A 26,042-nucleotide genomic window follows, 5' to 3' on the forward strand; every position below is an offset into this window, starting at 1 on the left:
GCAAGCCACAAGTAAAAGCTTGCAGCTTGAAGCTTATAGCTTGCAGCTGCTTCACTGTGGCCGTTTGCCGCACTTTTGCCTGTCAGCCCCCGCGCTTGGTTATACTCCCGGTGATCCGCCTGGAGCGCTCATCAGGAGAGCTCATGCTCGCCCCCGTTCAAATCACTTCCGCCACTCGCCAGAACCTCTGGCGGCTGACGTTCATCCGCACGTTGGTGCTGGCCGCCCAGGCCGGTTCCGTGGGCCTGGCCTACTGGTTCGAATTGCTGCCGCTGCCCTGGTTCCAGCTGGCCGCGACGCTCGCGTGTTCAATGCTGCTGTGCGTGTTCACGGCCATTCGCCTGCGCACTTCGTGGCCGGTGACCGAGCTTGAGTACGCCGTGCAACTGGCTTGCGACCTTTTTATCCACAGCGCGTTGCTGTATTTCTCCGGCGGTTCGACCAACCCCTTCGTCTCTTATTACCTGGTGCCGCTGACCATCGCTGCGGTGACGCTGCCATGGCGTTATTCGGTGATTCTGTCGGGTATCGCGCTGACGATGTACACGTTGTTGCTGGCGCAGTTCTACCCATTGCAGACCTTCCCGATTGCCCGGGAAAACCTGCAGGTGTACGGGATGTGGCTGAGCTTCGCCCTCGCTGCGGCGGTCATCACGTTCTTCGCCGCACGCATGGCTGAAGAGCTGCGACGCCAGGAAGAATTGCGCGCTATCCGCCGCGAAGAAGGCCTGCGCGATCAGCAGTTACTGGCCGTCGCCACCCAGGCCGCGGGCGCTGCCCATGAGTTGGGCACGCCGCTGGCGACCATGAGCGTGCTGCTCAAGGAAATGCGTCAGGACCATCACGACCCGATGCTGCAAGACGACCTGAGCGTGCTGCAGGATCAGGTCAAGCTGTGCAAGGAAACCTTGCAGCAGCTTGTTCGGGCAGCGGAGGCCAATCGCCGTTTGGCGGTGGAGATGCAGGACGTCACCGATTGGCTCGACGAAGCCCTCAATCGCTGGCACCTGATGCGCCCCGAAGCCAGTTATCGCTTCCAGCGCCTCGGCCAGGGCGCGGTGCCGCGCATGGCGCCGCCGCCGGACCTGACCCAGGCGCTGCTGAATTTGCTGAACAACGCCGCCGATGCCTGTCCCGAAGGTCTGCAAGTGACCCTGGACTGGGATTGGGAAAACCTGACCATCAGCATTCGCGACCACGGCGCCGGTGTGCCGCTGGCCATTGCCGAACAGATCGGCAAACCGTTTTTTACCACCAAGGGCAAAGGCTTCGGTCTGGGCCTGTTTTTGAGTAAGGCGAGCGTGACACGCGCTGGCGGCTCAGTGAAACTCTACAGTCATGAGGAAGGTGGCACGCTCACCGAGCTGCGCCTGCCCCGTGTCGCCCGAGGAAACGAACATGAGTGAAGAGATCCAAGTCGAAGGCGAAGAACTGCCGCATTTGTTGCTGGTCGATGACGATGCAACGTTTACCCGCGTCATGGCCCGCGCCATGGCCCGCCGTGGTTTTCGCGTCAGCACTGCTGGCTCTGCTGAAGAAGGCCTGACCATCGCCCAGGCCGACCTGCCGGATTACGCCGCCCTGGACCTGAAAATGGACGGCGACTCGGGTCTGGTGCTGTTGCCGAAGTTGCTGGAGCTGGACCCGGAAATGCGCGTGGTGATCCTCACCGGTTACTCGAGCATTGCCACGGCGGTCGAAGCGATCAAGCGTGGCGCCTGCAACTACCTGTGCAAACCGGCCGACGCCGACGACGTGCTGGCAGCGTTGCTGTCCGAGCATGCCGACCTCGACAGCCTGGTGCCGGAAAACCCGATGTCCGTGGACCGCTTGCAGTGGGAACACATCCAACGCGTGCTGACCGAGCACGAAGGCAACATTTCCGCCACTGCCCGCGCCCTGGGCATGCACCGCCGCACGCTGCAGCGCAAACTGCAGAAGCGTCCCGTTCGTCGCTGAACCTGCGCTGAACGAATGCGGGCCGCTCCTCGCGACAAACCGAACCGATCATCTATGATCGGTTCGAACGTGTTCATTTCTTTATCGAGCCTTTTCCATGAATCAGAACGCTGAGTACTCCGCGGTCAATGATGCTGTGCGCGGGCAGTTTTTTCGCAAAGTGTGGGCGATGATCACGCCTTACTGGCGCAGTGAAGAGAAGGCCAAGGCCTGGACGCTACTGATCGCGGTGATCGCGCTGTCGCTGATCAGCGTGGGGATCTCGGTGTGGTTCAACACCTGGTACAAGGATTTCTACAACGCCTTGCAACAGAAGGATGAAGCCGCGTTCTGGCGGTTGATTCTGTACTTCTGTGCGATTGCCACCGTGGCGATTATCGGCGCGGTGTACCGACTCTACCTGACCCAGATGCTGACGATCCGCTGGCGCGCCTGGCTCACCGAAAAGCATTTCTCGCGTTGGCTCGCCGACAAGAATTACTACAAGCTGGAGCAGGGTGGCTACACCGATAACCCGGACCAGCGGATTTCCGAAGACCTCAACAACTTCACCTCCGATACCTTGAGCCTGGGCATTGGCTTGCTGCGCAATGTCGTCAGCCTGGTGTCGTTCTCGATCATCCTGTGGGGCGTGTCGGGCAGCATCGAAGTGTTCGGTGTGACCATTCCCGGCTACATGTTCTGGTGCGTGCTGGTTTACGCCGTGGTGGGTAGCTGGCTGACGCATTTGATCGGTCGTCGCCTGATCGGCCTGAACAACCGGCAACAGCGCTTCGAAGCCGACCTGCGTTTCTCCATGGTGCGGGTTCGCGAGAATGCCGAAAGTATTGCGTTGTACAACGGCGAGCCCAACGAAAACCGCCGCCTGAGCAGTCGCTTTTCGATGGTCTGGCACAACTTCTGGGACATCATGAAGGTGTCCAAGCGCCTGACCTTCTTCACGTCCGGTTACGAGCAAGCGGCAATCATTTTCCCTTTCATTGTCGCCGCACCACGTTACCTCTCCGGCAAGATCGAATTGGGCGAGCTGATGCAAATCAGCTCGGCATTCGGCAATGTCCAGGACAGTTTCAGCTGGTTCATCACTGCATACCAGAGCCTCGCCTCGTGGCGCGCCACCTGCGATCGTCTGCTCAGCTTCCGTCAGGCCATGACCGACAACGAACAACGCGCGCCGGCCATCGATGTGCAAACCACGGGCTCCGCGTTGAAGGTGCACGACCTCGGCCTCGATCTGGCAGACGGTCGTCATTTGTTGACCAGTGCCGACATGATCGTGGAGGAAGGCGAGCGCGTGATGCTCAGCGGTCGTTCCGGCAGCGGCAAGTCGACCTTGCTGCGGGCGATGGGGCACCTGTGGCCAACGGGGCACGGCAGCATTCGTTTGCCGTCGGCGCGCTATCTGTTCCTGCCGCAGAAACCCTATCTGCCGATTGGCACGTTGCGTGAGGCGCTGAGTTATCCACAGGTCGCCGACACCTATCCCAACGAGCGCTACGTGCACGTGCTGGAAACTTGCCGTCTGCCGCATCTGGTGGCGCGTCTGGATGAAGCCAACCACTGGCAGCGCCTGTTATCGCCGGGTGAACAACAGCGCCTGGCCTTTGCCCGCGCTCTGCTTTACGCGCCGCAATGGCTGTACATGGACGAAGCGACATCGGCGATGGATGAAGAGGACGAGGCGTCGTTGTATCAGGCGTTGATCGATGAGTTGCCGGGGTTGAGCATCGTCAGCGTCGGCCATCGCAGCAGCCTCAAGCGCTTCCATCCGCGGCACATTCGTATCGAGAATGGCCACCTGGTGGACCAGACTGTGACCGCCTGAACACCACGCCCCTGTAGGAGCTGGCTTGCCAGCGATGAACGATAACGCAGTTTCACAGACGGACCGCGTGATGGCCATCGCTGGCAAGCCAGCTCCTACAGAGGGCGGGGTGATCGTACAACCGCGTTGCGCTATGATGCGCTTTCAACAGCCGAATCTTTTCGAGACAGATGTTCACCATGGAAAACCCGAACGCCACACCACGTCTCCCTCGCAAGCGGCGCAGCCTCGCTCAGGAACTGGTGACGGTGCTGTCCGAGCAGATCCGCGACGGTCAGCTCAAGCGTGGCGACAAATTGCCCACCGAGTCGGCGATCATGGATGCCCATGGCGTCAGCCGCACCGTGGTGCGCGAAGCGATTTCCCGTTTGCAGGCGGCGGGGCAGGTCGAAACCCGGCATGGCATCGGCACCTTCGTGCTCGACACGCCGAGCCCGAGCGGTTTTCGTATCGACCCGGCGACCGTGGTGACCTTGCGTGACGTGCTGGCGATTCTTGAATTGCGCATCAGCCTGGAAGTGGAATCCGCCGGCCTGGCCGCGCAACGCCGCAGCCCGGAACAACTGGCGACCATGCGTGCCGCTCTGGATGCTTTGAACGAAAGCGCGGCCCACGCCAGTGACGCGGTGGCGTCGGACTTCGCCTTTCACCTTGAAATCGCCTTGTCCACCGGTAACCGCTATTTCACCGACATCATGACCCATCTGGGCACCAGCATCATTCCCCGCACCCGGCTCAACTCCGCGCGACTGGCCCACGATGACCAGCAGCACTACATGAGTCGCCTGAGCCGCGAGCACGAAGAAATCTACGATGCCATTGCCCGTCAGGATTCCGATGCGGCACGGGCCGCCATGCGCCTGCACCTGACCAACAGCCGTGAGCGGTTGCGTCATGCGCATGAAGAGGCTGAGGCGCAGCGGGGTTAAAACCTCTGCCAGCGACTCATCGCCTGATAAGCCGTCATCGCGAGCAGGCTCACTCCCACCGTGTTTTGTGTACCGGACCCCTGTAGGAGCGAGCCTGCTCGCGATAGGGCCGCAAGCCATAAAATAAAACCCGTGCCTAAAATCTTCCGACAACGTATCTCTCAAACGACCGTTCATCACGGCGCTCGCAACTGTCCTCCCTCCGTTGAATCCCTCTAAAAATCTAGCTCGTAGCTTATTTTGTCGAACAATTTCCCCCCGTCGCGATGAAATGCAGTTGACGATTATCTTTTAAGTTGTACGATGACCTACAACTTCGGCGCAGGCTGAACGGTTTTCTCACACACAACGTCGCAATCCAGGGTGTTCGAATAATGAATCCACAAGAACTGAAGTCCATCCTCTCTTCCGGTCTGCTGTCTTTCCCGGTCACCGATTTCAATGCCCAGGGCGATTTCAACCGCGCTGGCTACATCAAACGTCTGGAATGGCTGGCCCCATACGGCGCCTCGGCTCTGTTCGCCGCGGGCGGCACCGGTGAGTTCTTCTCTCTGGCGGCCAGCGAATATTCGGAAATCATCAAGACTGCCGTCGACACCTGCGCTACCAGCGTGCCGATTCTGGCCGGTGTCGGTGGTTCGACCCGCCAGGCCATCGAGTACGCTCAGGAAGCCGAGCGTCTGGGCGCCAAAGGTCTGTTGCTGCTGCCGCACTACCTGACCGAAGCCAGCCAGGACGGCGTTGCCGCCCACGTTGAAGCCGTGTGCAAATCGGTCAACATCGGCGTCGTGGTCTACAACCGTAACGTCTGCCGCCTGACCGCACCGCTGCTGGAACGTCTGGCCGAGCGCTGCCCGAACCTGATCGGCTACAAGGATGGCCTGGGCGATATCGAGTTGATGGTGTCGATCCGTCGCCGCCTCGGTGATCGCTTCACCTACCTGGGTGGTCTGCCGACCGCCGAAGTCTACGCCGCTGCCTACAAGGCTCTCGGCGTGCCGGTCTACTCCTCGGCGGTGTTCAACTTCATCCCGAAAACCGCGATGGATTTCTACCACGCGATCACTCGTGAAGATCACGCCACCGTTGGCAAGATCATCGATGACTTCTTCCTGCCGTATCTGGACATCCGTAACCGCAAGTCCGGTTACGCCGTGAGCATCGTCAAGGCCGGGGCAAAAATTGCCGGCTATGACGCAGGTCCTGTGCGTGCACCGCTGACCGATCTGACGGGCGAAGAGTACGAAATGCTCGCCGCGCTGATCGACAAGCAGGGTGCGCAGTAACACATCCGATTAAGTAAGGCCGCTGAGCAATCAGCGGCCTTTTGCGTGAGGAGATCTCAAGTGGCAGATGCAAAGCGTTTTGATAACTACATCAACGGCGAATGGGTTGCCGGTGGCGATTATTCGACCAACATCAACCCGTCCGAACTGAGCGATGCCATCGGCGATTACGCCAAGGCTGACCTGACTCAAGTCCACGCCGCCATCGACGCCGCCCGCGCCGCGTTCCCGGCCTGGTCCACGTCCGGCATTCAGGCACGTCACGATTCTCTCGATAAAGTCGGTACCGAAATCCTCGCCCGGCGCGAAGAGCTCGGCAACCTGCTGGCCCGGGAAGAGGGCAAGACCCTGCCTGAGGCCATCGGCGAAGTGACTCGCGCCGGTAACATCTTCAAGTTCTTCGCCGGTGAATGTCTGCGCTTGTCCGGCGACTACTTGCCGTCGGTGCGTCCGGGCGTCAACGTTGAAGTCACTCGCGAAGCCTTGGGCGTGGTCGGTCTGATCACCCCGTGGAACTTCCCGATTGCCATTCCGGCGTGGAAAATCGCCCCGGCCCTGGCCTACGGCAACTGCGTCGTGCTCAAGCCTGCTGACCTGGTTCCGGGTTGCGCCTGGGCGCTGGCCGAAATCATCTCCCGCGCAGGCTTCCCGGCCGGTGTGTTCAACCTGGTGATGGGCAGCGGTCGCGTGGTGGGCGATGCACTGGTCCACAGCCCGAAAGTCGACGGCATCAGCTTCACCGGTTCCGTGGGCGTCGGTCGTCAGATCGCGGTCAGCTGCGTATCGCGCCAAGCCAAGGTCCAGTTGGAAATGGGCGGCAAGAACCCGCAGATCATTCTCGACGACGCCGACCTCAAGCAAGCGGTCGAGCTGTCGGTGCAGAGCGCGTTCTACTCCACTGGCCAGCGTTGCACGGCCTCGAGCCGCTTTATCGTCACCGCTGGCATCCACGACCAGTTCGTCGAAGCCATGGCCGAGCGCATGAAGTCGATCAAAGTCGGCCACGCACTGAAAGCCGGCACCGACATCGGCCCGGTGGTCTCGCAAGCCCAGCTTGAACAGGACATGAAGTACATCGACATCGGCCAATCCGAAGGTGCGCGTCTGGTCAGCGGCGGTGGTCTGGTGACGTGCGACACCGAGGGTTACTTCCTCGCGCCAACGCTGTTTGCCGACAGCGAAGCGTCGATGCGCATCAGCCGTGAAGAGATCTTCGGCCCAGTGGCCAACATCGTCCGTGTGGCTGATTACGAAGCTGCGCTGGCCATGGCCAACGACACCGAATTCGGTCTGTCGGCGGGCATTGCCACCACGTCGCTGAAATACGCCAACCACTTCAAGCGCCACTCCCAGGCCGGGATGGTGATGGTCAACCTGCCGACCGCCGGTGTGGATTACCACGTTCCTTTCGGTGGGCGTAAAGGTTCATCCTATGGATCACGTGAGCAAGGTCGCTATGCGCAAGAGTTCTACACGGTCGTGAAGACCAGCTACATCGGTTCGTAAACGCAATACCCCTGTAGGAGCGAGCTTGCTCGCGATGGTCTTGAGTACGCGGCGCTCAACCTGATGCCCCGCGTCATCGTTGACCACCATCGCGAGCAAGCTCGCTCCTACAGGGGAGAAACAACAGATTCACCCGCGCATAAAAATAATCAGTGGGAGTACATCTACATGCAATCGACCCAGAAGCCGACTCACGTCCGCTATTTGATTCTGCTCATGCTTTTCATCGTGACCACGATCAACTACGCCGACCGGGCTACCATCGCAATCGCCGGCTCCAGCCTGCAAAAAGACCTCGGCATTGACGCGGTCACCCTCGGCTATATCTTCTCCGCATTCGGTTGGGCCTATGTGGCCGGGCAAATCCCCGGTGGCTGGCTGCTGGACCGTTTCGGTTCGAAAAAAATCTACGCACTGAGCATCTTCACCTGGTCGCTGTTCACCGTGCTGCAGGGTTATGTCGGCGAGTTCGGCATGTCCACCGCAGTGGTTGCGCTGTTCATGCTGCGCTTTTTGGTGGGCCTGGCTGAAGCGCCATCCTTCCCCGGCAACGCACGCATCGTGGCCGCCTGGTTCCCGACCGCTGAACGCGGCACCGCCTCGGCGATTTTCAACTCGGCGCAATACTTTGCCACCGTGTTGTTTGCACCGCTGATGGGCTGGATCGTCTACAGCTTCGGCTGGCAGCACGTGTTCATCGTCATGGGCGTGATCGGCATCATCTTCTCCGGGATCTGGCTGAAAGTGATCTACAGCCCGCGCCAGCACCCGCTGATCAACGAGGCCGAGTTCAAGCACATCGCCGACAACGGCGGCATGGTCGACATGGACCAGGACAAGGGCAAAGGCAAAAAGGGCGACGGTCCGAAGTGGGACTACATACGCCAACTGTTGACCAACCGCATGATGCTCGGCGTGTATCTGGGCCAGTACTGCATCAACGGCATCACCTACTTCTTCCTGACCTGGTTCCCGGTGTACCTGGTGCAGGAGCGCGGCATGACCATCCTCAAGGCCGGTTTCATCGCGTCCTTGCCGGCGATCTGCGGCTTCATTGGTGGTGTACTCGGCGGGGTGATTTCCGATTACCTGCTGCGTAAAGGTCATTCCCTGACCTTCGCCCGCAAGGCGCCGATTATCGCTGGCCTGTTGGTTTCCAGCAGCATCGTGGCGTGCAACTACGTGGACGTTGAATGGATGGTCGTCGGCTTCATGGCCCTGGCATTCTTCGGCAAAGGCGTGGGCGCATTGGGCTGGGCGGTGGTGTCCGACACCTCGCCGAAGCAGATCGCCGGTCTCAGCGGTGGCTTGTTCAACACCTTCGGCAACATTGCTTCGATCACCACGCCAATCGTGATCGGCTACATCATCAGCTCCACCGGTTCGTTCAAATGGGCGCTGGTGTTTGTTGGTTGCAACGCACTGGTCGCGGTGTTCAGCTATCTGGTGATCGTGGGCCCGATCAAACGTGTGGTGCTCAAAGAGCCGCCTGCGAACGGTACTGAAGCCCCTGGCAAATTGTCTCAAGCGCATTCCTGAGGAGCGGCGTCATGCAGTTGATTGAACATTCCGATTCGCCGCGCTACATCCGTCTGCACGAGCGGGACAACGTGGTGATCGTGGTCAATGATCAGGGTGTACCGGCCGGCACCGAGTTTGCCGATGGCCTGGTTACCGTGGACTTCGTGCCGCAGAGCCATAAGGTCACTCTGGAAGACATTCCCTCGGGTGGCCAGGTGATTCGTTACGGCCAGGTCATTGGCTACGCCTTGCAGCCGATTCCGCGCGGCAGTTGGGTCAAGGAAGATCAACTGCGCATGCCGACCGCGCCACCGCTGGACAGCCTGCCGCTGTCCACCGAAGTGCCGGCCGCGCAGGCACCGCTGGAAGGGTTTACTTTCGAGGGTTATCGCAACGCCGACGGCACCGTCGGCACGCGTAACATCCTCGGTATCACCACCACGGTTCAGTGCGTAACGGGTGTGCTAGACCATGCGGTAAAACGCATCAAGGACGAGTTGCTGCCCAAGTATCCGCACGTCGATGACGTGGTGGCGCTGACCCACAGTTACGGCTGTGGCGTGGCCATCACAGCCACCGACGCCTACATCCCGATTCGTACCGTGCGCAACCTGGCGCGCAACCCGAACCTGGGTGGCGAAGCCTTGGTGATCAGCCTGGGTTGCGAGAAATTGCAGGCCGGGCAGGTGATGCACGAGAACGACAGTTCGGTGGATCTCAGCGAGCCGTGGTTGTATCGGCTACAGGATTCCAGTCACGGCTTCACCGAGATGATCGAGCAGATCATGGAGCTGGCCGAGACGCGTTTGAAGAAGCTCGATCAGCGCCGCCGGGAAACCGTGCCGGCGTCCGAGCTGATTCTTGGCATGCAGTGCGGCGGCAGTGATGCGTTTTCCGGCATCACCGCTAACCCCGCATTGGGCTATGCCTCGGACTTGTTGCTGCGGGCTGGCGCGACGGTGATGTTTTCCGAAGTCACCGAAGTGCGCGATGCGATTTATCTGCTGACTTCTCGGGCGCAAACCAAGGAAGTCGCGCAGGAACTGGTGCGCGAAATGGACTGGTACGACCGTTACCTGGCCAAGGGCGAGGCGGACCGCAGCGCCAACACTACGCCGGGCAACAAGAAGGGCGGGTTGTCGAACATTGTCGAGAAGTCCCTGGGGTCGATCGTCAAGTCCGGCAGCAGCGCGATCACTGGCGTGCTTGGCCCTGGCGAGCGCTTCAAGGAAAAAGGCCTGATCTTCTGCGCGACCCCGGCCAGTGACTTTGTCTGCGGGACGTTGCAGCTGGCGGCAGGGATGAACCTGCACGTGTTCACGACCGGTCGTGGTACGCCGTACGGTTTGGCGATGGCGCCGGTGGTGAAGGTCTCGACCCGGACGGAACTGGCCCAGCGCTGGCCGGACCTGATCGACATTGACGCCGGACGGATCGCTACTGGACGCGCTTCCATCGAAGACCTCGGTTGGGAGTTGTTCCACTACTATCTGGACGTGGCCAGCGGCAAGAAGCAGACGTGGGCGGAGCAGCACAAACTGCATAACGACATCACCTTGTTCAACCCGGCGCCGATCACGTAAGACCGCGTCGCCTGCATCGCTGGCAAGCCAGCTCCTACAAGGATTGCGCTGAACCTTTAGGAGCTGGCTTGCCAGCGATAGCGATCTACCAGACGCCAACGTCTGCGGTGGCTTATCATTAGCCACCTAACGACGCCCACCAAGGTTACCCCCGGCATGCTGGCAATTTTCCTCGAAACCCTGAACATCACCGCACCGGTGTTCGCCATGCTGTTTCTGGGGGTGTTGCTCAAGCGCGTCGGCTGGATCAATGACAACTTCATCCACACCGCGTCGGCCCTGGTGTTCAACGTCACCATGCCGGCGTTGCTGTTTCTGGGCATCCTGCATGCCGACCTGCACGCCGCACTGCAACCGGCGCTGCTGATCTACTTCTCCCTCGCGACCCTGGTGTGTTTTGCCATTGCCTGGGGGTGGGCGATCTTCAAGTGCCCGCGTGAAGACCGGGGGATTTACACCCAGGGCGCGTTTCGCGGCAACAACGGCGTCATTGGCCTCGCGCTGGCCGCGAGCATGTATGGCGACTACGGGATTTCCCTTGGGGCGATTCTCGCGGCGCTGGTGATTCTGTTCTACAACACGCTGTCGACCATTGTGCTGGCGGTGTACAGCCCGGTGATCAAGTCCGATCCGTGGAGCATCTGCAAAAGCGTGTTCAGCAATCCGTTGATCATCAGCGTGATTGCGGCGGCGCCATTTGCCTATTTCAAGATCGGGTTGCCGGGTTGGCTGGAAACTTCCGGACAGTATCTGGCGCAAACCACGTTGCCGTTGGCGCTGATCTGCATCGGCGGTACGTTGTCGCTGGCGGCGCTGCGCAAGAGCGGCAACATGGCGCTGAGTTCGAGTCTGGTGAAGATGATCGGCCTGCCGGTACTGGCGACCCTGGGTGCCTGGTTGTGGGGCTTTCGTGGCGCGGAGTTGGGGATTTTGTTTTTGTACTTCGGCAGCCCGACCGCAGCGGCCAGTTTTGTCATGGCCCGGGCGGCTAATGGCAACCATGAGCTGGCGGCGGCGATTATCGTGATCACCACGTTGATGGCGGCGGTCACCACCAATCTCGGGATCTTCGTTTTGCAGTGGGGTGGGTGGATCTAAAGGCAAAGGTCAAAAGATCGCAGCCTGCGGTGTAGGCGCTGCCGCAGGCTGCGATCTTTTCAAAGCAACAAAATTATTCCGGCTTCTGATAACTGTCGATCACTTCCTGCGCTGCCCGAAACGCATCAATCGCCGCCGGCACACCGGCATACACCGCGCAATGCAGCAGGGCTTCACGAATCTCTTCCACTGTGCAGCCATTGTTCAGCGCGCCGCGCACGTGACCTTTCAATTCCTGCGGGCACTTGAGTGCCGTCAGCGCGGCGAGGGTGATCAGGCTGCGGGTTTTCAGCGGCAGGCCTTCGCGATTCCACACACCGCCCCAGGCGTGTTCGTTGACGAAATCCTGCAGCGGCTGGGTGAATTCGGTGGCATTGCCCAGTGCGCGGTCGACAAAGGCGTCCCCCATTACTTGGCGACGCACTTCAACGCCGCTTTTTTTATTCTCGCTCATGGCAATTCTCTCTTGTGGTGTTGGCGACGCCAGGCGCGCAGTGACGTGAACAGCAAATACGCCACCAGCGCCGGCAGGACGAAAAACAGCATCAGGTGTTCAAGCTTGCCCGCCAGCGGCATGCCGGTGGTGAACGACACCACGTGCAGTCCATATGCCAGGTACAAACCCAAAAACAGCAGGCCTTCGGCGCGGGTCACGCGGTAGCCGGTATAGAACAGCGGCAGGCAAAGCACGGCGACACCGAGCATCACTGGCAAGTCAAAATCCAGCGCGTTGGGCGACACCGACAGTGGCGACGGCGCCACCAGTACCGTAACGCCGAGCACCCCCAAGAGGTTGAACAGGTTGCTGCCGATAACGTTACCTACAGCGATGTCACGCTCGCCGCGAATCGCGGCGATCAGCGAGGTGGCCAGCTCGGGTAAGGATGTGCAGACGGCAACGATAGTCAGACCGATGATCCGCTCTGAAAACCCCAGGTCAGTGGCGACCGCGACGGCCGCGCCCAGTAGCAGATGTCCTGCGTAAACCAGCATTGCCAACCCGCTGACAATCATCAGCAAGCTGCTGATCCAAGGCGCCTGTGCCTTGTGGTCATGGCTTGAAACCGGGCGCGCTGAGTGTCGCGATTGGCGCAGCAACAGGCCGAGGTACAGCGCCAGCGCCATCAGCAATATCACGCCGTCCGTGCGGGTCAGTTCTTCGTTCCACGCCAGGACCGACACCAGCAAACTGGCACCGATCATCAGCGGGATGTCCAGGCGCACCAGTTGCCGGGAAACCCGCAAGGGAATGATCAGCGCGGACAGTCCAAGAGTGACGAGGATGTTGAAAATGCTGCTGCCGATCACGCTGCCGACGGCGATGTCGGCGTTGTTCGTCAGGGTCGCTTGCAGGCTCACCGCCATCTGCGGTGCGCTGCTGCCGAGGGCGACGATGGTCAGGCCGATGATCAGGGGCCGGACATGCAGGCGCGCGGCCAGGCGCACGGCGGCGCGGACCATCAGTTCGGCGCCGACAATCAACAGCAGCAGCCCGCTGAACAGTTCGATCACACTGATCAGGGGTAAATCGGCTAATCCGAAAATGGTCGGGACTCCATCCGTCAGTCGTCGAGGACTTGCACGCGAACCTTCGCAGTGCCGCTGCGCAGCATGCCCAGGCGCTCGGCGGCTTCCCGGGACAGGTCGATCAGGCGGCCACGGGTGTGCGGCCCGCGATCATTGATGCGTACCACGCAGGATTTGTCGTTATTCAGATTGGTGACCTTCACCCGTGTACCAAAGGGTAGCTGGCGATGGGCGGCGGTCATGGAATTCATGTTGAAACGCTCGCCGTTGGCGGTGCGTTTGCCTTGGTGTTTGGCGCCGTAGTAAGAAGCCACACCGGTTTTGTCGTAGCCATGCGGATCGACGGTGTCGGTGCTGGCGCAACCGGCCAAGAAAGAGAGCAGGGCGCAAAGGCTGAGCAGATGCTTCATTGAAGGTTTCCCGAAAACAAATGTGGGAGCCAGCAGGCTGGCTCCCACAAGGAGTGGAGCCAGATTTGAAGGCTGGCTCCATTTTCATCAGCCTTCGAGTTTGCTTTTCAGCAATTCGTTCACCTGTTGCGGGTTGGCCTTGCCTTTGGAGGCTTTCATGGCCTGGCCGACGAAGAAGCCGAACATCTTGCCGCGCTTGGCTTCGTCTGCCGCGCGGTATTGCTCGACTTGCTCGGCATTGGCCGCGAGCATTTCGTCCAGCACCGCCGAGATGGCGCCGGTGTCGGTCACTTGCTTGAGGCCGCGCTTGTCGATGATCTCGTCCGCGCTGCCTTCGCCATTGGCCATCGCTTCAAACACCACCTTGGCGATCTTGCCGGAGATGGTGTTGTCCTTGATGCGCAGCAGCATGCCGCCCAGAAGCTCGGCGGAAACCGGCGACTGTTCGATGTCCAGGCCTTGCTTGTTGAGCAGGCTGCCCAACTCGACCATCACCCAGTTCGCCGCCAGCTTGGCGTCGCCGCCGATGCTCGCGACTTTCTCGAAGTAATCGGCTTGTTCGCGGCTGGTGGCCAGCACGCTGGCGTCGTAGACCGACAGGCCGAACTGCTCCTGGAAGCGCTCGCGCTTCTGCGGTGGCAATTCCGGCAGGGTGGCGCGCACGTCGTCGAGGAACGAGTTCTCGATCACGACGGGCAGCAGGTCCGGATCGGGGAAGTAACGGTAGTCGTTGGCCTCCTCTTTGCTGCGCATCGGACGGGTTTCGTCCTTGTTCGGATCGTACAGGCGAGTCTGCTGGATGACTTTGCCGCCGTCTTCGATCAGTTCGATCTGACGCTGGATTTCGCTGTTGATCGCCTTCTCGATGAAACGGAACGAGTTGACGTTCTTGATCTCGCAGCGGGTGCCGAACTCGACCTGGCCTTTCGGACGGATCGACACGTTGCAGTCGCAGCGCAGCGAACCTTCGGCCATGTTGCCGTCGCAAATACCCAGGTAACGTACCAGCGCGTGGATGGTCTTGACGTAAGCCACGGCCTCCTTGGCGCTGCGCATGTCCGGCTCGGAAACGATTTCCAGCAGCGGCGTGCCGGCACGGTTCAGGTCGATGCCGGTGGCACCGTTGAACTCTTCGTGCAGGCTTTTACCGGCGTCTTCTTCCAGGTGCGCACGGGTAACGCCGACACGTTTGATCGTGCCGTCTTCCATGGCGATGTCCAGGTGGCCCTTGCCGACGATCGGCAATTCCATCTGGCTGATCTGGTAGCCCTTCGGCAGGTCCGGATAGAAGTAGTTTTTACGGGCGAACACGTTGTGTTGGCCGATCTCGGCGTCAATCGCCAGACCGAACATCACCGCCATGCGCACCGCTTCCTGGTTCAGCACCGGCAGCACGCCGGGCATGCCCAGGTCTACGAGGCTGGCCTGGGTGTTCGGCTCGGAACCGAACGTGGTGGAACTACCGGAAAAAATTTTCGACCGGGTGGTGAGCTGGGTGTGAATCTCCAGCCCGATCACGACTTCCCATTGCATGTGTGTCTCCTCAGAAGCCGGTTGGGGTGCGGGTGTGCCAGTCAGTGTTGAGCTGATACTGGTGGGCAACGTTCAACAGGCGACCTTCCTGGAAATACGGAGCGAGCAATTGCACGCCGACCGGCAGACCGTCGACAAAACCGGCCGGCATCGACAGGCCAGGCAGGCCCGCGAGGTTGGCGGTGATGGTGTAGACGTCTTCCAGGTACGCAGCGACCGGGTCGCTGTTCTTGGCGCCGAGCTTCCAGGCCGGGTTCGGCGTGGTTGGGCCGAGGATGATGTCGACCTCATTGAAGGCCGCCATGAAGTCGTTCTTGATCAAGCGACGGATCTTCTGCGCCTTCAGGTAGTAAGCGTCGTAGTAACCGGCCGACAGCGCGTAGGCACCGACCATGATCCGGCGCTGCACTTCAGGACCGAAGCCCTCGCCACGGGAGCGTTTGTATAGGTCGATCAGGTTGACCGGGTTTTCGCAGCGGTAGCCGAAGCGCACGCCGTCGAAACGCGACAGGTTGGACGAGGCTTCCGCCGGGGCGATCACATAGTATGCAGGGATCGCGTGCTGCATGTTCGGCAGGCTGATTTCCTTGATCACGGCGCCGAGCTTTTCCAGCTCCTTGACGCTGTTGTGGATCAGCTCGGCGATGCGCGGGTCGAGACCGGCGCTGAAATACTCTTTCGGCACGCCGATGCGCAGGCCTTGCAGCGAGCCGTTGAGGCTGGCGCTGTAGTCCGGCACGGGCTCATCGATGCTGGTGGAATCGTTTGGATCGAAGCCGGCCATGCCTTGCAACAAAATTGCGCAGTCTTCGGCAGTGCGCGCCATCGGGCCGCCCTGATCGAGGCTGGACGCGTAGGCGATCATGCCCCAGCGCGAAACGCGACCGTACGTCGGTTTCAGGCCAGTGAGGTTGGTCAGGGCTGCTGGCTGACGAATGGAGCCACCGGTGTCGGTGCCGGTGGCTGCTGGCAGCAGACGAGCGGCGACGGCGGCGGCAGAGCCACCCGACGAACCGCCCGGTACGTGTTCCAGGTTCCACGGGTTTTTCACCGCGCCGTAGTAGCTCGACTCGTTGGCCGAACCCATGGCGAATTCGTCCATGTTGGTCTTGCCCAGGGTCACGGCCCCGGCAGCGGCGAGCTTGGCGACGACAGTGGCGTCGTACGGTGCTTTAAAGTTGTCGAGCATCTTCGAGCCGCAGCTGGTGCGAATGCCCTGGGTGCAGAACAGGTCTTTGTGGGCGATCGGCGCGCCGAGCAGGGCGCCGCTCTCACCATCGGCCCGGCGGGCGTCCGCGGCTTTCGCCTGCGTCAGCGCCAGGTCTTCGGTGAGGCTGATGAAACTGTTGAGCTGCGGATCGAGCTGGGCGATGCGCGCCAGCAGGACTTTGGTCAGCTCTTCGGAGGAAAACTTTTTATCGGCGAGTCCGCGGGCGATCTCGGCCAGAGTCAATTGATGCATTGCAGGCTCTTTCCCTTTAGTCGATGACTTTCGGAACCAGGTACAGGCCGTTTTCGACCGCTGGTGCGATGGACTGGTAAGCCTCGCGGTGATTGGTTTCGGTCACGACGTCTGCGCGCAGGCGCTGGCTGGCTTCCAGTGGGTGGGCGAGCGGTTCGATACCGTCGGTATTGACCGCCTGCATTTCGTCGACCAGCCCGAGAATGCTATTAAGGGCCGAAGTGATGTGTGGAAGATCGGCATCATTGAGGCCAAGGCAGGCCAAATGAGCGATTTTTTCCACGTCGGAGCGTTCAAGCGCCATTGGGATTCTCCAGTGGAAAACAAAACGGACGGCGTCCGTGTGTTAGATTGTCGGAACACTACCGCACTTCTACGGTCATAAGGCCGCGATTGTGGGGCTTGGTGCACAGAAAAGCGGCCAATTTAACATATTGGCGCCTTGCCCAAAATCCCTGTCGTTGTTAGAGTTTGCCGCACTTTTTTACCCACGCGTTGCCTAGGGTCCCTTTCCCATGTTCAAGAAACTGCGTGGCATGTTTTCCAGCGATCTTTCCATTGACCTGGGCACTGCCAACACCCTTATTTACGTGCGCGAGCGCGGTATCGTCCTGAATGAGCCATCGGTTGTGGCCATTCGGACACACGGTAACCAGAAAAGTGTCGTTGCTGTCGGCACCGAAGCCAAGCGCATGCTGGGCCGAACGCCGGGCAACATTGCTGCCATTCGTCCGATGAAAGACGGCGTGATCGCCGACTTCAGCGTTTGCGAAAAAATGCTGCAGTACTTCATCAACAAGGTTCACGAAAACAGCTTCCTGCAGCCTAGCCCTCGCGTGTTGATCTGCGTTCCGTGCAAATCCACCCAGGTTGAGCGTCGTGCCATCCGTGAATCGGCCCTCGGTGCCGGTGCCCGTGAAGTGTTCCTGATCGAAGAGCCAATGGCTGCTGCGATCGGTGCCGGCCTGCCGGTAGAAGAAGCTCGCGGTTCGATGGTCGTGGATATCGGTGGTGGTACCACTGAAATCGCGCTGATTTCCCTGAACGGTGTGGTTTACGCTGAATCCGTACGTGTGGGCGGCGACCGTTTCGACGAAGCGATCATCACTTACGTGCGTCGCAACTACGGCAGCCTGATCGGTGAATCCACTGCCGAGCGCATCAAGCAGGAAATCGGTACGGCCTACCCGGGCGGCGAAGTTCGCGAAGTCGACGTTCGCGGTCGTAACCTGGCCGAAGGCGTTCCACGTGCATTCACCCTGAACTCCAACGAAGTGCTCGAGGCTCTGCAAGAGTCCCTGGCAACCATCGTTCAGGCCGTGAAAAGTGCTTTGGAGCAATCGCCGCCGGAACTGGCTTCCGACATCGCCGAGCGTGGTCTGGTACTGACCGGTGGTGGCGCCTTGCTGCGTGACCTCGACAAGTTGCTGGCCCAGGAAACGGGTTTGCCGGTGATCGTTGCCGAAGACCCGCTGACCTGCGTTGCTCGCGGCGGTGGCCGTGCATTGGAAATGATGGATAAACACACCATGGACCTGCTTTCCAGCGAATAAGTCGCCGGATTGCCTCTATGCTGTTTAGCGCGCAGGCGGCACTTTGCAGTGCTGCCTGTTCGCGTTTATCTTCTGTCAGTCTGCATCCAGGCCGGATCGCTGCCGTATGAATAAAGAGAACATTTGCCTGGGAGGAGCGGCTTATTAAACCGCTTTTCACCAAAGGCCCCTCACTGGGCGTGCGCTTGTTGGTGCTGGTCGTGCTATCGGTCGCGCTGATGGTGGTCGATGCCCGCTTCACACTGCTCAAGCCAGTGCGTAGCCAAATGTCGCTGGCGCTGATGCAGTCTTACTGGATCACTGACCTGCCGCAGCGGCTGTGGCAGGGTGTTGCCAGCCAGTTTGGCAGCCGCACCGAGCTCGTCGCCGAAAACGAAAAACTCAAGACCGAAAACCTGCTGCTGCAGGGTCGCATGCAAAAGCTTGCCGCCCTGACCGAGCAGAACGTTCGCCTGCGCGAGTTGCTCAACTCTTCGGCACTGGTCAACGAGAAGGTCGAAGTGGCCGAGTTGATCGGCATGGACCCTAACCCCTTCACCCATCGCATCATCATCAACAAAGGTGAGCGTGACGGTGTGGTCCTCGGTCAGCCGGTGCTCGATGCCCGTGGCCTGATGGGCCAGGTGGTCGAGTTGATGCCGTACACGTCCCGTGTGCTGTTGTTGACCGACACCACCCACAGCATTCCAGTGCAGGTGAACCGCAATGGCCTGCGGGCGATTGCCAGCGGCACCGGCAACCCGGAACGCCTGGAGCTGCGTCACGTGGCCGATACCGCCGACATCAAGGAAGGCGACCTGCTGGTCAGTTCCGGTCTCGGTCAGCGCTTCCCGGCGGGTTATCCGGTGGCGACGGTCAAGGAAGTGATTCACGACTCCGGCCAGCCGTTTGCCATTGTTCGCGCCGTGCCGACCGCTGCGTTGAACCGCAGCCGTTATCTGCTGCTGGTGTTCAGCGACACCCGTACCCCTGAAGAGCGTGCCAATGACGCCGCCCAGGCGCAGGAGTCGCTGGATGCGCAGGGTGGTGGGCCAATCATCCCGGCAACCGTGCCGAAACCGGCCATTGTCCCGGCGGCTGCTGCGGCACCGGTTGCTCCGGCCACTCCGGCAGCGGCGGCGAGCGCATTGCCTGCTGCCACGCCAGCCAAGCCTGTTGCTCATCCTGTTGCCAAGCCACCCGCGACTCAACCCGCCACCGTGAAACCTGCTGCCAAACCGCCTGTCTCTGCACCGGCTACCACTGGGGGACGAGAATAATGGCCGGTGTAAAAGCTTCGCGAAACGGCTGGATTGTCTGGTTGACCTTCGCCATCGGTCTGCTGCTGAGCGTTTCGCCGTTGCCACAATTCATGGAAATCCTGCGCCCGCTTTGGCTCGCCTTGTTGCTGGCATTCTGGGCGTTGAACCTGCCGCAGACCGTCGGGATGGTGACGGCGTTTTGCCTGGGCCTGGCTGAAGACGTGCTGTACGGCACGTTGCTGGGACAGAACGCATTGATCCTGACGCTCATCACCTACCTGGTGCTGGCGCTGCAACAACGCTTGCGGATGTTCCCGATGTGGCAACAGAGCCTGGTCATCCTGGTGATCTTCGGCCTCGCGCAGCTTGTTCAACTCTGGCTCAGCGCCCTGACCGGCAATCGCCAGCCAACCCTGGCGTTGGTGTTGCCGGCACTGGTCAGCGCATTGCTCTGGCCGTGGATAAGCTTCGGTTTGCGCGGATTGCGTCGACGCTACAAAATCAATTAATTCGCTCAGGCATTGGACAGGGAGAGGTCTTGATGAAACGGTTGTACCTCGCCTCTGGCTCGCCGCGTCGGCGTGAGCTGCTCACGCAGATCGGCGTGCCGTTCACCGCCATCAGTGCACAAATCGATGAAACTCCTTTGGATCGAGAATCCCCGTCGGCTTATGTCGAGCGCCTGGCGCGCGGCAAAGCCGAGGCCGGGCGCGGTTCGGTCGTGTCTGAAGATCCGTTCTGTGTTCTCGGCGCCGATACCGCCGTGGTGCTCGACGGAAAAATTCTCGGCAAACCCGTCGATGAAGCCGACGCGTGCGCCATGCTGAAGATGTTGTCCGGACACGAGCATCAGGTCTTGACCGCTATTGCCGTGCTCGATGGTGAGCGTTGCGAATCCCGGGTTGTTACCAGTCGCGTGCGTTTTCGGGATATCAGTCGTGAAGAAGCCGTGGCCTACTGGGCCAGCGGTGAACCACGGGACAAGGCGGGTGGATACGGCATTCAAGGACTGGGTGCGGTGTTCGTCGCCGGGCTCAATGGAAGTTACTCGGCGGTGGTCGGACTGCCGCTGTGCGAAACCGCGGAACTGCTCGGCCATTTCGGCATACCCTGTTGGCAAACCCACCACGCGCGCTAAGCGTCGTACTGAACAAATGCGGCCATTATCGTGAATACGCCAGAACGAGATCCTGCCATGAGTGAAGAGATTCTGATCAACATCACGCCGATGGAATCGCGCGTGGCGGTGGTCGAAAACGGTGTCCTGCAAGAGGTTCACGTCGAGCGCACGCAAAAGCGCGGCATCGTCGGCAACATCTATAAAGGCAAAGTCGTGCGGGTATTGCCGGGGATGCAGGCCGCTTTCGTAGACATCGGCCTGGATCGTGCCGCGTTCATTCATGCTTCGGAAATTTCCCTGCGCGAAGGTCCAGCAGTCGAAAGCATCAGTGCCCTTGTGCATGAAGGCCAGAGCCTGGTGGTGCAAGTCACAAAGGACCCGATCGGTTCCAAGGGTGCGCGCCTGACCACGCAACTGTCGATTCCTTCGCGTTACCTGGTGTACATGCCGCGCACGGCCCACGTTGGCATTTCCCTGAAGATCGAAGACGAAGCCGAGCGCGATCGCCTCAAGCAAGTGGTCACCGATTGCGTGGCCAAGGAAGGCATCAAGGAAGCCGGCGGTTTCATCCTGCGCACGGCCGCCGAAGGTGCCGGGGCGGATGAGATCCTGATGGACATCCGCTACCTGCGTCGGCTCTGGGATCAGATCAACGAACAGATCAAGACCATCGGCGCGCCAAGCGTGATCTACGAAGACCTCGGCCTGGCGTTGCGCACGCTGCGCGATCTGGTGAGCCCGAAGATCGAGAAAATCCGTATCGATTCCCGGGAGACTTTCCAGAAAACCACGCAGTTCGTCGCCGAACTGATGCCGGAGATCGCTGATCGCCTGGAGCACTACCCCGGCGAGCGGCCGATTTTCGATTTGTATGGTGTCGAAGACGAAATCCAGAAAGCCCTTGAGCGCAAAGTCCCGCTGAAGTCCGGCGGCTATCTGGTGGTCGATCCGGCGGAAGCCATGAGCACCATCGACGTCAATACCGGGGCGTTCGTCGGTCATCGCAATCTCGAAGAAACCATCTTCAAGACCAACCTGGAAGCCGCGACTGCCATTGCTCGTCAGCTGCGCCTGCGCAATCTGGGCGGCATCATCATCATCGATTTCATCGACATGGAAGATGAAGAGCACCAGCGCCAGGTGCTGCGCACGCTCGAGAAACAACTGGAGCGCGATCACGCCAAGACCAACATCATCGGTATCACCGAGTTGGGCCTGGTGCAGATGACCCGCAAGCGCACCCGCGAAAGCCTCGAACAAGTATTGTGTGAGCCGTGCACCTGCTGTCAGGGGCGCGGCAAGCTGAAGACACCGGAAACCGTTTGCTACGAAATCTTCCGCGAAATCCTTCGTGAGGCTCGCGCCTATCAGGCGGAAGGCTATCGTGTATTGGCGAACCAGAAAGTTGTCGATCGTCTGCTGGACGAAGAGTCGGGCAATGTCGCTGAGCTTGAAGGCTTTATCGGTCGCACGATTCGGTTCCAGGTCGAAACCATGTATTCCCAGGAACAGTACGACGTGGTGTTGCTCTGAATCTTTACGCTTCAGTAGTACCAGAGCGGCTGGCCTCAGCTTTTTGCAAGACTTTTGCCATGGGAGCCAACTGACATGGATCGTCTGACACGCATTTTGGCCACGCTGACCCGCTGGGGGCTGGGCCTTTGCGCGTTGGTTTTGGTGTTGCTGGCGCTCTATGTCAGCCTTGGCCGTGAGCTGTCACCGTTGGTGGCCGAGTACCGTGCCGAAGTCGAAAGCAAAGCCACCGAAGCTTTGGGCATGCCGTTGCAGATCGGTGAGCTGGAAGGCAGCTGGAGCGGCTTCGCACCGATTTTGCTGGCTCACGATGTGACGTTCGGCGAGGGCGCCAATGCCTTGCATCTGGATCAGGTGCGGGCGGTGCCGGACCTCTGGGCCAGCGTGCTGGCGCGCCAACTGCGTATCGCACATCTGGAGCTCAATGGCCTGAAAATCAGCCTCAAGCAAGGCGAGGACGGCCAGTGGGCGCTGGAAGGTTTGCCGGTGAAAGGCGATCAACCCCTCGATCCAGAGCAGTTGCTCAACCAAATGCAGATGATCAGGCAACTGTCGGTGCTCGACAGTCAGGTCACCCTGCAACCGTTTGGCGAGTCGCCGCTGACCTTGACCTATGTCGGCATGAATCTGAAGGTCGGCCCCACTCGTCAGCGCCTCGACGCTCGATTGACACTTCCCGACGGCCAGCCGATGGCCATGAGTCTACGCACCCGCCTTCGCGCCAGTGAGTGGAAGGACGGCGAGGCAGAAGTCTATCTGAGCCTGCCGCAAAGCGACTGGTCGAAATGGTTGCCCGAGCAACTGACCCAGCAATGGAATTTCACCGAGATCAAGGCCGGTGGCGAGCTGTGGGTAAATTGGGGCAAGGGCGTTGTGCAAAGCGTTGCCGTGCGCTTGAACGCGCCACAGCTCAAGGGGGCTTATGCCGAGCGCAAGCCGATCCAGATCAACAATCTGGCCCTGAACGGTTATTTCCAGCGCGGTGCCGAGGGCATGCTGGTGACCGTGGATTCGCTGGCCATGAACCTGGACGAGACGCGCTGGGAAACGCGCTTGCAGGTCAAACAAACGGTGACCACTGACACCGCCGAAGAGCTCTGGCACCTGCAGGCTGATCGCGTCGATCTCACGCCGCTCACGCCGCTGATCAATGCTCTCGGGCCACTGCCCCAGGGGGTTGCCACGGTAGTGGAGCGGCTCAAGGTCACGGGCGGTTTGCGTAATGTGCTGATCGATATCCGGCCCAATGCCACGGGCGACAAAAAATTCGAGTTCGCCGCCAACCTCGACCGGGTCGGCTTCGACGCGTATTACGGCGCGCCGGCGGCACGCAATGTCAGCGGCAGTATCAGCGGCGACCTGGGGCACGGTGAACTGCGCATGGACAGCAAGGATTTCATGCTGCACCTGGACCCGATCTTCGCCAAGCCATGGCAATACATTCAGGCCAACGCGCGGTTGACCTGGAAACTTGATAAAGACAGCTTCACCCTCGTTGCGCCGTACCTGAAGGTGTTGGGTGAAGAAGGCAAGATTGCCGGTGACTTCCTGATTCGGCTGTATTTCGATCCCGTACAGGAAGACTACATGGACCTGCGTGTGGGCCTGGTGGACGGCGACGGTCGTTATACCGCCAAGTACCTGCCGAAGCTCCTCGGCCCGGCGCTGGATGAATGGTTGCGCACCGCCATCCTCAAAGGTGCGGTCGACGAGGGTTTCTTCCAGTATCAGGGCTCACTGAGCCGCGATGCCAAGGACACGGATCGCAGCATCAGCCTGTTCTTCAAGGTTCACGATGCCGAACTGGCATTTCAGCCGGGCTGGCCGCATGTCAGCAAGGTCACGGGCGATGTGTTTGTCGAGGACAGTGGCGTGCGGGTTCTGGCCAGCAAGGGGCAGTTGCTCGACACTCAGGTCAGCGATGTTGACGTCAATATCCCTCACGTTCCAGCGGGGCAAACCTCCCGCCTGTTTCTCGACGGCAAATTTGCCGGTGGTTTGGGCGATGGCCTGAAAATCCTTCAGCAAGCACCGATCGGCACCGCCGACACCTTTGCCGGGTGGGAAGGCGAGGGCGAATTGCAGGGCAAGCTGAAACTGGATATCCCGCTGGCCAAAGGCGAGCAGCCGAAAATTCTCGTCGATTTCAAAACTGACAAGGCGCGGTTGAAACTCGCCGAGCCTTCGCTGGAGCTGACTCATCTCAAAGGTGATTTCCGGTTTGACAGCGGCAAGGGGTTGAGTGGCCAGAACATCAGCGCAAGAGCCTTCGACAAACCGGTGACTGCCCAGATTTTTGCCGATGGACGCGGGGGCAAGCTCAATACCCGCGTCGTCGCCTCGGGGCATGTCGAGGTCAAGAAACTCACTGACTGGCTGAAGGTGACGCAGCCGCTGCCGGTCAGTGGCGTGATCCCTTACAAACTGCAACTGACCCTGGACGGCGCCGACAGCCAACTGATGGTCAATTCCAGCCTTAAAGGTGTGGCGGTCGATTTGCCGGCACCGTTCGGCATGCCCGCCGACGTCGGGCGCGATACAACGTTGCGCATGACCCTGCAAGGCGCCGAACGGCGCTACTGGGTCAACTACGGAAACCTGGCGAATTTTACATTTGCAGCGCCGACCGGCAGTTTTGCCGACGGACGCGGTGAATTGTTTCTCGGTGGCGGCGATGCCGTGTTGCCCGGCGCCAAAGGCCTGCGGATACGGGGTGTACTTTCGGAGCTGGATGTCGGTCCGTGGAAGGCGCTGGTGGACAAGTATGCCGGTCAGGACCCGAGCGGCAGCGCCAAACAGTTGCTCAGCGGTGCCGATTTCAAAGTGGGCAAACTCAGTGGCATTGGCACGACACTGGATCAGGCATCGGTGCAGTTGACGCGTAAACCGGCCTCTTGGGCGGCACAGCTCGACAGTCAGCAGGTCAAGGGCAGCGCCAGCATTCCCGACGCGAAAGGCGTGCCGATTGTGATCAATCTGCAAACCGTGCGTCTGCCGGCGCCGGATCCGACTGTGCTGGCGGACGAAAACTCACCCGACCCGCTGGCAACGGTGGACCCGACGAAAATCCCGGCGATAGATATCACCATCAATCAGCTGTATCAGGGCAAGGATCTGGTCGGTGCGTGGTCGCTGAAAATTCGACCGACGGCCAAAGGCATCGCCTTCAACTCGCTGGATATGGGGCTCAAGGGCATGCTGTTGCAGGGCAGCGGTGGTTGGGAAGGCACGCCGGGGGCCAGTAACAGCTGGTACAAGGGGCGAATCAGCGGCAAGAACCTAGCGGATGTGCTCAAGGGTTGGGGCTTTGCACCGAGCGTCACCAGCCAGGACTTTCATATGGATGTCGATGGCCGCTGGCCGGGCTCGCCAGCCTGGGTGGCGACGAAGCGGTTCTCCGGTAGCCTCGATGCGTCGCTCAATGAAGGCCAGTTTGTCGAGGTCGAGGGCAGTGCCCAGGCATTGCGCGTGTTTGGCCTGCTCAACTTCAACTCCATTGGCCGTCGCTTGCGCCTGGATTTCTCCGACCTGTTCGGCAAAGGCCTGAGTTACGACCGGGTCAAAGGCTTGCTGGTGGCGTCCAACGGGGTGTATGTCACCCGTGAACCGATCCGTCTGACTGGCCCGTCGAGCACCATCGAACTCGACGGCACCTTGAATATGGTGGCGGACCAGATCGATGCGAAACTGCTGGTGACCTTGCCGGTGACCAACAACTTGCCGATTGCCGCGCTGATTGTCGGTGCGCCCGCGATCGGTGGGGCACTGTTCTTGATGGACAAGCTGATCGGCGACCGCGTTTCGCGTTTCGCCAGCGTCAAGTACACCGTCAAAGGGCCGTGGAAAGAGCCGAAAATCACCTTCGAAAAACCTTTTTGAAACCCGCTTTCCGGGCCTATGGAGTAGCATGGCCGAAGGCGCAGCCTTCGGCAGCTCCTACAGGGTATGAAGTGATT

The 26,042-nt window shown here is 60.2% G+C and carries 20 protein-coding genes and 1 pseudogene; 15 read left to right on the forward strand and 6 right to left on the reverse strand.

The window, feature by feature from the left end:
* Positions 1-143 precede the first annotated feature (143 nt).
* The 9 genes and pseudogenes from CKW15_RS10320 to CKW15_RS10360 all read left to right on the forward strand — a co-directional run bounded on the left by CKW15_RS10320 (position 144) and on the right by CKW15_RS10360 (position 11,707).
* Positions 144-1,406: an ATP-binding protein gene (locus tag CKW15_RS10320; protein WP_095058413.1), complete on the forward strand. Its 1,263-nt coding sequence runs from the start codon at positions 144-146 to the stop codon at positions 1,404-1,406.
* The gene (locus CKW15_RS10325) at positions 1,399-1,959 is read left to right on the forward strand and encodes a response regulator transcription factor (protein ID WP_085611319.1); all 561 of its coding nucleotides are present in this window, start codon (positions 1,399-1,401) and stop codon (positions 1,957-1,959) included. The genes CKW15_RS10320 and CKW15_RS10325 overlap by 8 nt, the downstream gene beginning before the upstream one ends.
* 97 nt (positions 1,960-2,056) lie before the next feature.
* Positions 2,057-3,784 carry an ABC transporter ATP-binding protein/permease gene (locus CKW15_RS10330; protein WP_095058414.1) on the forward strand — a complete coding sequence of 576 codons (1,728 nt, stop codon included), beginning with the start codon at positions 2,057-2,059 and terminating at the stop codon, positions 3,782-3,784.
* Positions 3,785-3,963: 179 nt separating this feature from the next.
* The gene (locus CKW15_RS10335) at positions 3,964-4,713 is read left to right on the forward strand and encodes a FadR/GntR family transcriptional regulator (protein WP_095058455.1); all 750 of its coding nucleotides are present in this window, start codon (positions 3,964-3,966) and stop codon (positions 4,711-4,713) included.
* A gap of 374 nt (positions 4,714-5,087) precedes the next feature.
* Entirely contained in the window at positions 5,088-5,999 is a 912-nt protein-coding gene (gene kdgD / locus CKW15_RS10340; protein WP_095058415.1) for a 5-dehydro-4-deoxyglucarate dehydratase, read from the forward strand.
* 60 nt (positions 6,000-6,059) lie between these two features.
* Positions 6,060-7,505, forward strand: coding sequence for an aldehyde dehydrogenase family protein (locus CKW15_RS10345; RefSeq protein ID WP_095058416.1), 1,446 nt, complete (start codon positions 6,060-6,062; stop codon positions 7,503-7,505).
* A 138-nt stretch (positions 7,506-7,643) separates the two neighbouring features.
* Positions 7,644-9,044: pseudogene (locus CKW15_RS10350) on the forward strand (MFS transporter); the annotation flags it as partial.
* An 11-nt stretch (positions 9,045-9,055) separates the two neighbouring features.
* Positions 9,056-10,609 carry a galactarate dehydratase gene (gene garD, locus CKW15_RS10355; RefSeq protein WP_095058418.1) on the forward strand — a complete coding sequence of 518 codons (1,554 nt, stop codon included), beginning with the start codon at positions 9,056-9,058 and terminating at the stop codon, positions 10,607-10,609.
* Positions 10,610-10,765: 156 nt separating this feature from the next.
* The gene (locus CKW15_RS10360; RefSeq protein ID WP_095058419.1) at positions 10,766-11,707 is read left to right on the forward strand and encodes an AEC family transporter; all 942 of its coding nucleotides are present in this window, start codon (positions 10,766-10,768) and stop codon (positions 11,705-11,707) included.
* 73 nt (positions 11,708-11,780) lie between these two features.
* On the opposite strand, the gene CKW15_RS10365 is transcribed toward CKW15_RS10360, so the two are convergent.
* From CKW15_RS10365 to gatC, 6 genes are all read right to left on the reverse strand, one after another.
* Complete coding sequence (locus CKW15_RS10365; RefSeq protein WP_095058420.1) at positions 11,781-12,161, reverse strand: carboxymuconolactone decarboxylase family protein; 381 nt, start codon at positions 12,159-12,161, stop codon at positions 11,781-11,783.
* Positions 12,158-13,219, reverse strand: a complete 1,062-nt coding sequence (locus CKW15_RS10370; RefSeq protein WP_095058421.1) for a calcium/sodium antiporter — start codon at positions 13,217-13,219, stop codon at positions 12,158-12,160. Before CKW15_RS10370 ends, CKW15_RS10365 begins: the two co-directional genes overlap by 4 nt.
* A 50-nt stretch (positions 13,220-13,269) precedes the next feature.
* Positions 13,270-13,644: a septal ring lytic transglycosylase RlpA family protein gene (locus tag CKW15_RS10375; protein WP_095058422.1), complete on the reverse strand. Its 375-nt coding sequence runs from the start codon at positions 13,642-13,644 to the stop codon at positions 13,270-13,272.
* An 87-nt stretch (positions 13,645-13,731) separates the two neighbouring features.
* Positions 13,732-15,177 (reverse strand): Asp-tRNA(Asn)/Glu-tRNA(Gln) amidotransferase subunit GatB, encoded by a 1,446-nt coding sequence (gene gatB / locus CKW15_RS10380; RefSeq protein WP_095058423.1) that lies wholly within the window; start codon positions 15,175-15,177, stop codon positions 13,732-13,734.
* A gap of 10 nt (positions 15,178-15,187) precedes the next feature.
* A complete protein-coding gene (gatA, locus tag CKW15_RS10385; RefSeq protein ID WP_095058424.1) occupies positions 15,188-16,639 on the reverse strand; it encodes an Asp-tRNA(Asn)/Glu-tRNA(Gln) amidotransferase subunit GatA in 1,452 nt (483 codons plus the stop codon).
* A gap of 16 nt (positions 16,640-16,655) precedes the next feature.
* Entirely contained in the window at positions 16,656-16,943 is a 288-nt protein-coding gene (gatC, locus tag CKW15_RS10390; RefSeq protein ID WP_007901429.1) for an Asp-tRNA(Asn)/Glu-tRNA(Gln) amidotransferase subunit GatC, read from the reverse strand.
* Positions 16,944-17,154: 211 nt separating this feature from the next.
* Between gatC and mreB the strand changes: the two genes are divergently transcribed.
* The 6 genes from mreB to CKW15_RS10420 all read left to right on the forward strand — a co-directional run bounded on the left by mreB (position 17,155) and on the right by CKW15_RS10420 (position 25,965).
* A complete protein-coding gene (mreB, locus tag CKW15_RS10395) occupies positions 17,155-18,192 on the forward strand; it encodes a rod shape-determining protein MreB (protein ID WP_002555108.1) in 1,038 nt (345 codons plus the stop codon).
* Between the two features lie 143 nt (positions 18,193-18,335).
* Positions 18,336-19,451, forward strand: coding sequence for a rod shape-determining protein MreC (mreC, locus tag CKW15_RS10400; RefSeq protein WP_095058425.1), 1,116 nt, complete (start codon positions 18,336-18,338; stop codon positions 19,449-19,451).
* The gene (gene mreD, locus CKW15_RS10405) at positions 19,451-19,942 is read left to right on the forward strand and encodes a rod shape-determining protein MreD (protein ID WP_095058426.1); all 492 of its coding nucleotides are present in this window, start codon (positions 19,451-19,453) and stop codon (positions 19,940-19,942) included. Before mreC ends, mreD begins: the two co-directional genes overlap by 1 nt.
* A gap of 32 nt (positions 19,943-19,974) precedes the next feature.
* On the forward strand, positions 19,975-20,571 hold the full coding sequence (locus tag CKW15_RS10410; protein WP_095058427.1) for a nucleoside triphosphate pyrophosphatase: 597 nt from the start codon (positions 19,975-19,977) through the stop codon (positions 20,569-20,571).
* A gap of 57 nt (positions 20,572-20,628) precedes the next feature.
* Positions 20,629-22,086, forward strand: a complete 1,458-nt coding sequence (gene rng / locus CKW15_RS10415; RefSeq protein ID WP_095058428.1) for a ribonuclease G — start codon at positions 20,629-20,631, stop codon at positions 22,084-22,086.
* A 75-nt stretch (positions 22,087-22,161) separates the two neighbouring features.
* Entirely contained in the window at positions 22,162-25,965 is a 3,804-nt protein-coding gene (locus tag CKW15_RS10420; protein WP_095152085.1) for a YhdP family protein, read from the forward strand.
* The last annotated feature ends 77 nt before the right edge of the window (positions 25,966-26,042 follow it).

The sequence above is a fragment of the Pseudomonas sp. Irchel s3b5 genome (genome assembly GCF_900187435.1).
In the GTDB taxonomy this organism is placed as follows: Bacteria; Pseudomonadota; Gammaproteobacteria; order Pseudomonadales; family Pseudomonadaceae; genus Aquipseudomonas.